Source organism: Streptomyces sp. NPDC001351 (assembly GCF_042896045.1).
In the GTDB taxonomy this organism is placed as follows: Bacteria; Actinomycetota; Actinomycetes; order Streptomycetales; family Streptomycetaceae; genus Streptomyces.
In genome coordinates this window covers 15,627-28,346 of sequence record NZ_JBIAWS010000024.1, presented here as the reverse complement: position 1 = coordinate 28,346, position 12,720 = coordinate 15,627, and the positions used below count along the sequence as shown (strand labels likewise).

Below are 12,720 nucleotides of genomic sequence, written 5' to 3'. Positions count from 1 at the left end.
AGAGCGTTGTTTGGGAGGGCCAAGATCTACGGGCTGGTCGTCGAGGAAAGCTTCTATGGGGCCGAGAACTCGGAGTTCCATGAACACGCGAGTCTAGCCAGTAGGTCGGTACGGACGGATTGCGCTTTGGTTAACGATTCAAACCCGTTTCCTTCCGAAGGTCTCGCAGGTCACGGCGGTGAGATTGGATTCCGCATAGGAATTCTTCCGGTCCTGGAAACGTGCTGTGAACCGGGGGAACGTGGTGCGCGAAACGTTCCTGCCATGGTTCCGGCAAGGTTTTCTCCCATGACCGCCGTGCAGGGTGTGCGCGATGCGTAAGCCGAGACTTCGGAGCGGAGATGTCACAGTCGGCACAGTCACGCGAGCACTCAGGAACATCAGGTGACCCGATCGTCCTGGGCATCACACCCGCCGAACTTCCCGATGCCCGGATGGCCGCGACCCTGTCGAACGCGGGCGCGCTCGGCGTACTCGATCTGACCCGTGGTGGGCCCCGCGCCCGCGAGGCCCTGGCCGACGTCCGCCGCTGGACCACGCGTCCTTTCGGCGTCCGGCTCGGCCGCGCCCCCGGTCCTGGTCCGGCGGACGTGCGTGACGCGGCCCTGGTCGTGCTGGCGGCCGGGGCGCCCTGGCAGCCCTCCGACTTCGCGGCGGGGCAGCGCGTGCTGGCCGAGGTCACCGGTCTCGCCGACGCGCGCGAGGCCGTACACGCCGGAGCGCACGGACTGATTGCGCGCGGCGACGAGTCCGGCGGCCGGGTGGCCGAACAGAGCACGTTCGTGCTGCTGCAGCAACTGCTCGCCGACCCGGACTGCGCACGCGCACCGGTATGGGCGTGCGGCGGCATCGGCCCACGGACGGCCGCCGCAGCCGTCATGGGCGGGGCCACGGGCGTCGTCCTCGACATCCAGCTCGCCCTGCTCGACGAGTCGGACCTGCCGGAGCCGGTCGCACGGGCGATCCGTGCGACGGACGGCACGGACTCCGAACGGGTGGCAGGGCACCGCGTGCTGCGGGCGGTGCCCGCCCCTGGCCGGTCGCTGGCCGGACTGTCCGAGGCGGAGCTGATACGGCGGCTCGGCTCGGACGACACCGCCGAGGCGCTGTTGCCGGTCGGTCAGGACGGATTCCTCGCCGACCGGTTCGCGCGGGAGTACGGCGACGTCAGGACCGCCGTCCGGGCGGTCCGGGACGCGATGGGGGTCCCCCCGCTCGAGCGAAGTCGAGAGTGGGGGAGCGACACCGTCACGAACCCGCAGCTCACCGACGTCCTGCTCGGCACCCCGCTCGGGACCGCCCTGCCGGTGGCGCAGGGGCCGATGACCCGGGTCAGCGACCGGCCGGAGTTCGCCGCCGCGGTGGCCCGGGACGGCGGGCTGCCGTTCGTCGCGCTCGCGCTGTCCGACGGGGCCGCCTCGCGCGACCTGCTGACCCGCACCCGCGACGCGCTGAACGGGCTGCCCTGGGGCGCGGGCATCCTCGGTTTCGTCCCCGAGGAACTGCGCGCCGCCCAGCTCACCGCGATCCGCGAGGTCCGGCCCAGCCATGTGATCATCGCGGGCGGGCGCCCGTCGCAGGCCGCCGCCCTGGAGGCCGAGGGCATCAGCACGTTCCTCCATGTACCGTCACCCGTGCTGCTGCGCCAGTATCTGCGGGCGGGCGCTCGCAAGTTCGTCTTCGAGGGCGCCGAGTGCGGAGGACACGTCGGGCCGCGCAACAGCTTCCCGCTGTGGGAGGCGCAGACCGAGGTCCTGACCGCCTTCCTGGACACCGACGACGGTGACAGCGCCGGTACGGACACCGCGGCCCGGGCCACCGTGCTGTTCGCGGGCGGAGTCCACGACGAGCGCTCGGCCGCCATGGTCGCCGCGCTGGCCGCTCCGCTGGCCGCGCGAGGGGTCGGGACCGGGCTGCTGATGGGCACCGCTTACCTGTTCACCGAGGAGGCCGTGGAACTCGGCGCGGTGGGGCCGGCCTTCCAGCGTCAGGTCGTCACGGCGACCGCGACCGACCTGCTGGAGACGGCGCCTGGGCACGCCACCCGCTGCGTCAGGTCGCCGTTCACCGAGGAGTTCGCCCGGGTGCGCGCGGAGCGTCGTGCGCAGGGCGCCCCAGAGCGGGAGATCTGGGCGGAACTCGAGGCGCTCAACGTCGGCCGGCTCCGGCTGGCGGCCAAGGGCGTCGAGCGGTCCGGCGACCGGCTGGTCACCGCCGACGAGGAACGGCAGCGCGCCGACGGCCTGTTCATGGCCGGCCAGGTGGCCACCCTGCGCGACCGCGTGACGTCCGTGGCGGCCCTGCACCGGGCGGTCACCTCCGGCGCCGCCGAGTTCGCGGCCGTACGCCTGCGCGAGATCGGACGGGCGGCCGGTGTGCCCGTGGCCGACGACGCGGAAACGGTGTCCACGGCTGCCGCCGGCAGCGGCGCCGCTCCCTCCGGCGGCCCGGCGGAGCGGGCGGTCCCCGCCTCCGGCACCCGGCGTCGGCGCGCCGGCGACGTGGCGATCGTCGGCATGGCGTGCCTGTTCCCCGACGCCCCCGACCTGGAGAGCTACTGGTCGCACGTCGTCACCGCGACCGACGCCGTGCGCGAGGTGTCACCCGAACGCTGGGACCCGGACATCTACTTCGACGCCGACGGCGAACCCGGCCGGGCCACGGTCTCCAAGTGGGGCGGCTTCCTGCCCAGGATCCCCTTCGACCCGCTGCGCTACGGCATCCCGCCGACCGCGCTGGCCAGCATCGAACCCGTCCAGCTGCTCGCCCTGGAGGTGGCCCGCCGCGCCCTCGACGACGCCTTCGGCACCCGCGATTTCGCCCGGGAGCGCACCTCCGTCGTGTTCGGCGCCGAGGCCGGCAGCGACCTGGCCAACGCCACCGTGCTGCGCGCCGCCCTCCCGGCCTACTACGGCAGCCTGCCCGAGGCCCTCGACGGCGAATTGCCCCGCCTGACCGCCGACTCCTTCCCGGGCATGCTCGCCAACGTCATCTCCGGGCGGATCGCCAACCGGCTCGACCTCGGCGGGGCCAACTACATCGTGGACGCCGCCTGTGCCTCCTCCCTCGCCGCCCTGGACATCGCCCGCAAGGAACTCGTCGGCGGCAGCAGCGACGTGGTGCTGTGCGGCGGCGCCGACCTGCACAACGGCATCGGCGACTACCTGCTGTTCTCGTCCGTGCACGCACTCTCCCCGACCGGCCGCTCCCGCCCCTTCGACCACGAGGCCGACGGCATCGGCCTCGGTGAGGGCGTCGCCTGCCTCGTCCTCAAACGCCTCGCCGACGCCGAGCGGGACGGCGACCGGATCTACGCCGTGCTCAAAGGGGTGGGCGCCGCCAGTGACGGCAAGTCGCTCGGCCTGACCGCGCCCCGCCGGGAAGGCCAGCGGGCGGCACTGGACCGCGCCTACGCCGACGCCGGCCTGTCCCCGTCCACCGTGGGTCTCGTGGAGGCCCACGGAACCGGCACCGTGGTCGGTGACCGCACCGAACTCGCCGCGCTCACCGACGCGTTCACCGAGGCGGGCGCCCGACCGGGCAGCTGTGCGCTCGGCTCGGTGAAGGCGCTGATCGGACACACCAAGTGCGCGGCCGGTCTGGCCGGCCTCGTCAAGGCGGCGATGGCACTGCACACCGGAGTGCTGCCCCCGGCCGGGAACATCGACCGGCCCAATCCCGCCTGGTCCGCCGAGACAAGCCCGTTCAGCTTCGCCGGCACGGCCCGGCCGTGGACCGCACCGCCCGCCGAACGGGTGGCCGGCGTCAGCGCCTTCGGTTTCGGCGGCACCAACTTCCACGCCGTACTGACGGCTCATCCCTCCGCTCCGCCGCGCAGCGGTCTGCCCGAATGGCCCGCCGAACTCCTCCTCTTCCACGGCAGCGACCTCGCCGCGGCCCGCCGCGACGCCGCTCGCCTGCTGGAACTCGCCGAGGCCGATGACCGGGCCGCCAGGTCCCGCCCGCTGCGCGACCTGGCGGCCACCGCCGCAGCCCTCGCCGCACCACGGGCCGCGCGCCGCGAGCCCGTACGAATCGCCCTGCTCTGCGACGACCTGGACGACCTCACCGCGCTGCTGCGCCGAGCCCTGAGCGAGGACACGTCCGATCCGTCGGCCGGACTCCACATCCGGGACGAGGAGACGGCCGCGGCCCTCGGGGAGAGCGGGCGGGTCGCGTTCCTCTTCCCCGGCCAGGGCAGTCAGACCCCCGGCATGTTCGCCGAACTGACCACCGCCTTCCCGCAGCTTCGCCGGTACGTCGACGAAGGTGCGCGCTGGGCGGCGGCGATGTTCCCGCCCGACGCCTTCGACGAACCAGCCCGGGCCGCCCGCTTCGCCGCGCTCACCGACACCAGGGTCGCCCAGCCCGCCCTCGGCATCGCCGGCCTCGTCGCCCACGACCTGCTGGCTCTGGCCGGCGTGCGCCCCGACATGGCCGCCGGGCACAGCTACGGCGAACTCGTCGCCCTGTGCGTGTCCGGCGCCTACGGCACGGACGCCCTGCTGCGGCTGAGCGAGGCCCGGGCGTCGGCGATCCACGACGCCGCCGCGGACTCGTCCGGCACCATGGCCGCCGTGTCCCTGGGCGCCGCGCGTACCGCCGCCTTCCTCGCCGAGGAAGGCCTGGCGGACCAGGTCGTCGTGGCGAACGTCAACACCCCCCGGCAGACGGTGATCTCCGGCCCGGTCGCCGCGGTGGACTCGGCGGTGGAACGATTCCGGGCCGCCGGTCACGGAGCCAAACGCATCCCCGTGGCCTGTGCCTTCCACAGTCCCGCCGTCGCCGGGGCGGCTTCCCGGTTCGCCCCGGCTCTGGCCGCCGAGCAGGTCGGCGACCCCGCCTTCCCGGTGTTCGCCAACAGGACGACGCTGCCGTACTCCCCGGACCCCGACCTCATACGGCGCGAGCTCACCGAACAGATCGCCGCCCCCGTCCGCTTCGCCGAACAGATCGAGGCGATGTACGAGGCCGGCGCCCGGGTCTTCGTCGAGACCGGACCCGGCACCGTGCTCACCCGCTTCACCGCCACGATCCTCGGCGACCGGCCGCACCTGGCGGTTGCCGTCCGGCCCGGCGGGGCGGCGGGCGAGCTGCACGGCTACCTCGACATGCTCGCCCGGCTGGCCGTCGCCGGCGTCCCCGTCCGGCTCGACCCCCTCTTTCGCGGCCGGGCCGCTCCCGTCGACACCGACGAGCCGCCGGCCCGGGCCGGCTGGCTGGTCGACGGCCACCTGGTACGGACCGCGGACGGCGACCCCCTGCCCGGCGGGCTGCGCCCCGCCCGACGAATCATGGAGCCCAGCGTGACGCAACCTCACGGCGGCAACACCCCGGCGGAACAGCTCGTGGCCGACTTCCTGCGCGCGGGCCGCGACCTGCTGTCCGCCCAACGAGACGTCCTCCTCGGCTACTTCGGCACGATGACCGGCACCCCCGCAGCGCCGATCGCGCCCATCGCTCCCGCAGCCCCGCCGATCCCCGCACTCCCGTCCGCCCTGCCGATCCCCACCCCCGCTCCGGCTCCGACCCCGGTCCCCGCCCTGACCGCCCCACTCGCCTCGCCACCGCCCGCCACGGTCGTCGACACGGCGTCGGTGGTGCGGGAGGTGATCAGTGAGCGGACGGGTTATCCGCCGGAGATGGTGGAGGCGGATCTGGATCTGGAGGCGGATCTGAGCATCGATTCGATCAAACGGATGGAGATCGCGGCGGAGTTGGTGGCGCGGGTGACTCCGGTGGGCGTGGACGCGGATTCGGTGGACCTGGAGGACCTGTCGCGGGCGCGGACGGCGTCGGCGATCGAGGCCTGGCTGACGGAACACGTCGTACCGGCCGCCTCCCCGGCATCCGTTTCCCCCGCCCCCGCCTCCCCGGATCACGCTGCCGTGGCGGAAGGTGTGCCGTCGGCGGGGGAACGGCCCGGGCGGTATCGGTGGTGTTCCGTGCCGTTGGAGGACGTGACGTACGACGGCGCCACGCTCGCGGGTCGTACTGTGCTCCTGCTGCGGGGTGACGGCGGCGTCGAGGCACTCGCCGCGGCCCTGCGCGAGCGGCTCACGGAATGCGGTGCAGCGGTCGAGTCCGGGCAGGACAGGGCCGGTGACGGTCACGTCGGCGTCTTCTGCCTCGCGCCCGTCGACGACCCCGCGCAACCCCTGCTGCCGGAGATGTTCCCGCTGATCCAGCGCGCGCTCACGGGCGGGGCGCGGTTCCTGGTCGTGGTCGCCCCGGCCACCGGCGCCGACCCGGACGACACCGCCGCACGCACCTCGGCCGCCGAAGGGCTGCGCGGTCTGCTGCGCACCGCGGCGCGGGAGTTCCCGGAGGCCACGATCAAGCTCGTAGAGACGGACGAACTCATGGCGCCCGACGGGTCGGCGGATGCCGCCGCGGTGGCTCGCAGGCTGCTCGCCGAGGCCCTCACCCACGACCACCAGCCCGTCGTACGACACCTCGGTGGACGTCGGCTCGGCCTGGGCACCGTCCCGGCCGGTCTGGGCCCGCTCGCCACCGCCGGAGCGGGACCGGCGGACGACGGAACCGCCGAGGCGAGGGCACTCGGCCTGGACACCGAGTCGGTCGTCCTGGTGATCGGCGGCGGGCGCGGCATCACCGCCCAGGTGTCGGCGGCGCTGGCGACGGCGAGCCGCTGCCGGCTCGTGCTGGCCGGCCGCACAGACCTGCCGAACGAGCCCGAAGGACCCGAGACGGCGGCCGCACGCACCCTGCACGAGCTGAGGTCCGCGTTCGTCGCACGCGGCGACACCCCGATCCGGGACATGGAGAAGGCGATCCGCGAGATCCTGGCGCAGCGCGAGCTGACCGGCACCCTCGCCGCCGTCGAACAGGCGGGCGCGGCGGCCGACTACCGCATCCTGGACGTTCTCGACCCGGTCGCCGTACGCCGCCTGGTCAAGGAGGTACACCAGCAGTACGGCCGCCTGGACGGCATCGTCTACGGGGCCGGTGTCACGGTGGACCAGCTCGTCGCGCGCACCACGATGGAATCGTTCCGGCTCGTCTACGACAGCAAGGTCGCCGGCGCGTCCGCGCTCTTGGACGCCGCCGCGCAACTGCCCGTGCCACCGCGCTTCGTGGTCCTGTTCGGCAGCGTCGCCACGGTGATCGGAAGCCGCGGCCAGGTCGGCTACGCCGCCGCCAACGACGTCCTGGAGTCCCTCGCCCATGACTGGACCCGGCGCACCGGCACCCGCGGGGTCACCGTGCACTGGGGGCCGTGGGCGCCGGTCGGGGCCCACCCGGGCATGGTGTCCGAGGAGCTGCAGCGCGACTTCACCCGCCGTGAGCTGGCGTTGATCGACCCCGAGGAGGGGCCGATGTGCCTCCTGCGCGAACTGGCCTGGTACGACGGCCCGCCCGCCGACGCGACGACGGTGATCTACGCCCCGTCCGGCTGGCTCGACTCATGACGACTCAGATCGCCGTCGTGGGCATGGCGGTCCTGCTGCCCGGCGCCCCGGACCTCGACACGTACTGGCACAACATCGTCTCGGGGACCGACGCCATCACCGACGTACCGCCACACCGCTGGGACCCTTGGTTCTACGAACCGGGGGCCGCGGCCGGCGGCCGGGTCCCGGTCGACCGGGTGTACTGCCGCCGGGGCGGCTTCGCCGACGAGTACGCCGCCGTGGCGGCGACCCGCTTCGGCATTCCGCCGGTCGCCGTCCAGGGCACCGAGCCCGACCAGCTCATCGCCCTCAGCGTGGCCGCTGCGGCGATCGAGGACGCGGGTGGGGAGGCACGGCTGCCCGACCGCGACCGTATCGCCGTCGTCCTGGGACGCGGCGGATACGTCACCCCCGCGGCGATCCGGTTCAGCGAGCGGGTCCGCGGCTGCAACCAGCTCGTGCAGACCCTGCGCGAGATCCTGCCCGAGCTGGATCCGGCCGCGCTGGACAAGGTCCGGGCCGCCTACCATGAGGCGCTCGGCCCGTACGCGCCGGAGAACGCGATCGGGCTGGTCTCGAACCTGGCCGCCTCCCGTCTGGCCAACCGCCTCGACCTGCGCGGCCCCGCCTACACCGTCGACGGCGCCTGCGCCTCCTCCCTCATCGCCGTCGACCAGGCGGTGAGCCTGCTGTTGTCCGGCCGTTGCGACGCGGTGCTGGCGGGCGGGGTCCACCACTGCCACGACATCTCCTTCTGGAGCGTGTTCGCGCAGATGCGGGCGCTGTCGCCGAGCCAGCGGATCCGGCCGTTCGACCGGAACGCGGACGGCACGCTCATCGGGGAGGGGACCGCCGTACTGCTGCTCAAGCGGCTCGCCGACGCCGAGCGGGCCGGCGACCGCGTGTACGCGGTGATCCGGGGGACGGGTGTGGCCGGTGACGGGCGGACCGGCAGCCTGATGAGCCCCGACCCGGGGGGCCAGGTGCGGGCGGTGCGGCAGGCCTGGCGCGCGGCCGGGCTGGACCCGGCGCAGCCCGGTTCCGTGGGGCTCATCGAGGCGCACGGCACCGCGACGCCGGCCGGTGACAGCGCGGAGATCGCGACCATGTCGGAGGTCTTCGGACCCGCCGACGCAGGGGGCGGGCCGCGTGCCGTGATCGGTTCCGTGAAGTCGATGATCGGGCACACCATGCCGACGGCCGGGGCGGCGGCCCTGGTGAAGGCGGTCCTCGCGGTCCACCACGGCGTCCTGCCGCCCACCCTGCACTGCGACGACCCGCATCCCGCCCTCGCGTCGACGCGATTCGAGCCCCTGCGGGAGGCGGCGCCCTGGGAGCAGTCGCCCCGGCGGGCCGGGGTGAACGCCTTCGGGTTCGGCGGGATCAACGCCCATGTCGTCGTCGAGCAGCACGGCAGGGCGACTTCGGCGGGGTCCGGGGCGTCCGGGGCGCCGAAGGGTCTGGGGGCGTTGTGGGTGCGGGAGGCGGCGGGGAGCGATGTCGTACGGCTGGCGGCCGACACCCCTTCGGCGCTGGCCCGGCTGCTCGACGCGGACGATGCCGTCGTCCGGGCGTCCGCCCCGGCCGACCGGGACCCGGCCGCGGGCCCGGTACGGCTGGCCGTCGCCGATCCCGACGCGCGGCGGCTGGCCATGGCCCGGCGGGTCGTCGCGGCGGGGGAGCCCTGGCGCGGGCGCGGCGACATGTGGTTCTCGACCCGGCCGCTGCTCGGGTCGGCGGGCGGCGGGCGGCTCGCGTTCGTCTTTCCCGGACTGGACGCGGACTTCGAACCCCGCGTCGACGACGTGGCCGCGTGGCTCGGCGCCGCGCCGGTGACCGCCGACGCCGGTACGGCGGTCACGCACGGGCTGAGCGTCCTCGGCGTCGGCAGACTGCTCGACCGTGCGCTGCGGCGGGCCGGGGTGCGGCCCGACGCGGTGGCCGGGTGCAGCGTGGGGGAGTGGGCCGCGATGATGAGCTCGGGGCATCTGACGGCAGGAGCCGAGGAGGTGTTCGACGGCGTCGACCCCGCTTCCGTCGCCGTGCCCGACCTGATGTTCGCCGCGGTGGGGCTGCCCGCGGAGCGGGTACTGGACGGTGTCGACGCACGACGCGGCATCGTGGTCTCCCACGACAACGCACCCGCCCGCTGTGTCGTCTGCGGTCCGGCAGCCGAGGTGGGGGATCTGGTCGAGGAGTTCCGCGGCCGTGGGGTGTTCGCCCGGGAACTGTCCTTCCGCTCGGGCTTCCACACACCCATGTTCGCCCCCTACGTCGAGCCCTTCCGCCGCTTCGCCGAGGCCCTGCGGACTGGTGAGCCGACCGTTCCGCTCTGGTCGGGCACCACCACCGCCCGTTTCACCGGCCACGGGCCCGCGGTCCGGGAGCTGTTCCTGCGCATGCTGGTCGAGCCGGTCAGGCAGCGCGGGCTGATCGAGGCCATGTACACGGCCGGCCATCGCGCCTTCGTCCAGGTCGGTCTGGGCCAACTCCCCGCCGCCGTCACCGAGACTCTGTCCGCCCGCCCTCACCTGGCCCTCCCCGCGGCCACCCCACACCGCACCGGCATGGCCCAACTGCGCCGGGTGACAGCGGCGTTGTGGGCCGACGGGTACGGGGTGACGGTTCCGGACGGGTCGGTGACGCCTCCGGCAAAACCGTCCCGGACTGCGGGGGACTCGGCCGCGCACCCGCAGGACGCGCCGCCGCACCCGCCGGAGCCGGCCCCACCCCGCAGGGATCCTCTCGTCCGGCTCGATCTCGGCGGTGCGCTCATGTCGCTCGGGGTGTCCGACCGTGCGGCTCTGCGAGCGGCGCTCGACGATGCCGTCGGCGCACGCACCGAAAGGGCCGCGGCAGCGGGGGCGCCTGTGCCGCCGGGCCCCGTCGGGGCCGAACTGCGGGCGCTGCTCACCGAGATGACGCAGACATCGGATCTCGCGCTCACCGCTCTCGCCGGGGTGACCGCGCGAGGTACGCCCCCTGCGCCGGCCCACCCCTGGACCGCCCCCGAAGCGGCGGGGGCACCGACGCAGACCGGCCCTCTCCCCGACGTCGTCGCCTCCCGTACGCACCGGGCCGTGCTGCGGGTGTCCACGGACGCCATGCCCCATCTGCGCGACCACTGCTTCTTCAGGCAACGCGACGGCTGGCCCGACGAGTCCGACCGGCGGCCGGTGATGCCGGGCACCACGATCGTCCAGCACATGACGGAGATCGCCGAGGCCGCGGCGCCGGGGCGGCGCGTGGTGGAGTTGAGGGAGCTGCGGCTGCTGCGCTGGCTCGCCGCCGCACCACCCGTGGACGTCACGGTGACCGCCGAGCCCCTCCCGTCCGATCCGGACCGGCTGCGCCTCGACTTCGGCGGCTACAGCACCGCCGTGGCGACGACCGCACCCGGCTTTCCGACCCACCGCCCGCAGCAGTGGGACTGGGACGCGGCCACCGAGTCCGCGCCCCCGGACACCGCCGAGGAGATGTATGACGGACGGCTGATGTTCCACGGCCCCGCCTTCCAGGGCGTGACCGAGCTGACCGCCATGGGTCCGCGTCATGTGCGGGGCGTGATCACCGCCCCGTCGGCCCCCGGAGCACTGCTCGACTGCGCGGGGCAGATCCTGGGTTACTGGATCATCCGGAGCTTCGACACCCGGACCCGAGTGCTCCCCGTCGGCCTGGACCGCGTCCGCTTCCACGGGCCCCGTCCGGCGCCCGGCACCCGGATCGGCTGCCATGTCCGCATCACCCGGGTCGACGACACCACCGTGGACGCGGACATCCAGCTCACCGAAGACGGCGGACGGGTGTGGGCCGAGCTGTCCGGGTGGCGCAACCGCCGCTTCGACAACCACCCGGAGACCCAGGCCGTGGAGAACTTCCCGGAGTACCGTGCGCTCTCGCGCCCGCAACCCGGCGGCTGGGTCCTGCTCTTCGAGCGCTGGGCCGACCTCGCCTCCCGCGACCTCGTCATGCGCAACCACCTCAACGCCGCCGAACGCGCCGAGTACGAGTCCTGCCCGCCACCGCGCCGCCGGCACTGGCTGCTGGGCCGGATCGCGGCCAAGGACGCGGTCCGTTACCGGCTCTGGGAGGGCGGCGAGGAGACCGTCTTCCCCGCCGAGATCCGGGTGGGGAACGCACCCGACGGCCGCCCCTGGGTGGCCGGGGAACACGGCAGGCAGCTGCCCGCCCTCGACGTGTCGATCGCCCACTGCGCGCAGGCTGCCGTCGCCCTCGTACGACCGCGTTCCGCATCGGGCGCCGGTATCGACATCGAGGAGGTGACCGACCGGCCCCCCACGCTCTCGGCCGCCGCGCTGACCGACAGCGAACGACGGCTGCTGGCCGCGCACCGGAACCGGACCGGGGAGTCGGGGGAGCTGTGGTTCACCCGCTTCTGGGCGGCGAAGGAGGCCGCGGCCAAGGCCGCGGGAACCGGGCTGCAGGGCCGTCCCAGGCGTTTCGAGGTCTGCGAGGTGGAAGAGACCACGGACGGCGACGGCGATCTGCTGGCCACGGTACGGTCCGGCGACGAACGGACGTACCGGATCGGCCTCGCGGTGGTCAGCGCTCCTGCGGACCTGGACCGACGGGAGTACGTGGTGGCGTGGACGAGGTGAGGGAGGGGCCGAGCGAGGGCACGGAACCCACAGCGGACAGCCCGCCGAGGAACGCCCCGACGGCGAGCGCGGCGACGGTGTCCGGCCCGACGACCTCCGGCGACAGCGCGAGCCACTGCACGACCACGGCATCCACATACCCGAGATATCCGCGCACCGCGAGAGCGGTGACCGGCCCCAGCTCCCCCTCGGCCCGCTCTGCGCCCTCGGTCTCCTCGGCGACGGACGCGAGGTCCGCCAGGATCTGCTCGGCGATCTCGTCCCGCAGCCGCTCGACCACCGTGGTGGCCTCCGGCAGCGCGCGCTCGTGGCCGCCGCGCAGCAGGGACAGGAAGCCGGCCCGATGGGCGCGCGCGTACTCCGCGTAGAACCGCACGCCCGCCGCGAGCCGTTCGGGCGAGGGAGGTCCGGGCAGCGCCCGCAGCCCCCGCCGGATGCTGTCCGCGGCGCTCTCGATGACCGCCAGGTACAGCGCCCGCTTGCTCCCGTAGTAGAAGACGACCAGCGGTGGCGAGACCCCGGCCGACCGGGCCACGTCCGCCACCGATACGCCCGCGTACGGATGGTCGCCGAACAGCTCGCGGGCCGCGGCCAGGATCGACTCCCGGCGCTCCTCGGGCTCCAGCCGACGCCGGTTACCACCGTGTGACATGTCTCTGAACCCGTCCTGAGTACGCGGAAGCCGC

At 74.1% G+C, this 12,720-nt stretch carries 3 protein-coding genes; 2 read left to right on the top strand and 1 reads right to left on the bottom strand.

The window, feature by feature from the left end; all coding sequences use genetic code 11:
* Nucleotides 1–434 precede the first annotated feature (434 nt).
* Nucleotides 435–7,433 carry an SDR family oxidoreductase gene (locus tag ACFY1U_RS48090; protein ID WP_390700433.1) on the top strand — a complete coding sequence of 2,333 codons (6,999 nt, stop codon included), beginning with the start codon at nt 435–437 and terminating at the stop codon, nt 7,431–7,433.
* The gene (locus tag ACFY1U_RS48085; RefSeq protein ID WP_390700432.1) at nt 7,430–12,034 is read left to right on the top strand and encodes a beta-ketoacyl synthase N-terminal-like domain-containing protein; all 4,605 of its coding nucleotides are present in this window, start codon (nt 7,430–7,432) and stop codon (nt 12,032–12,034) included. Before ACFY1U_RS48090 ends, ACFY1U_RS48085 begins: the two co-directional genes overlap by 4 nt.
* Here ACFY1U_RS48085 and ACFY1U_RS48080 read toward each other — a convergent pair.
* A complete protein-coding gene (locus tag ACFY1U_RS48080) occupies nt 11,979–12,686 on the bottom strand; it encodes a TetR/AcrR family transcriptional regulator (RefSeq protein ID WP_390700431.1) in 708 nt (235 codons plus the stop codon). The two genes, ACFY1U_RS48085 and ACFY1U_RS48080, sit on opposite strands and share 56 nt — an antisense overlap.
* Between the last annotated feature and the right edge of the window lie 34 nt (nt 12,687–12,720).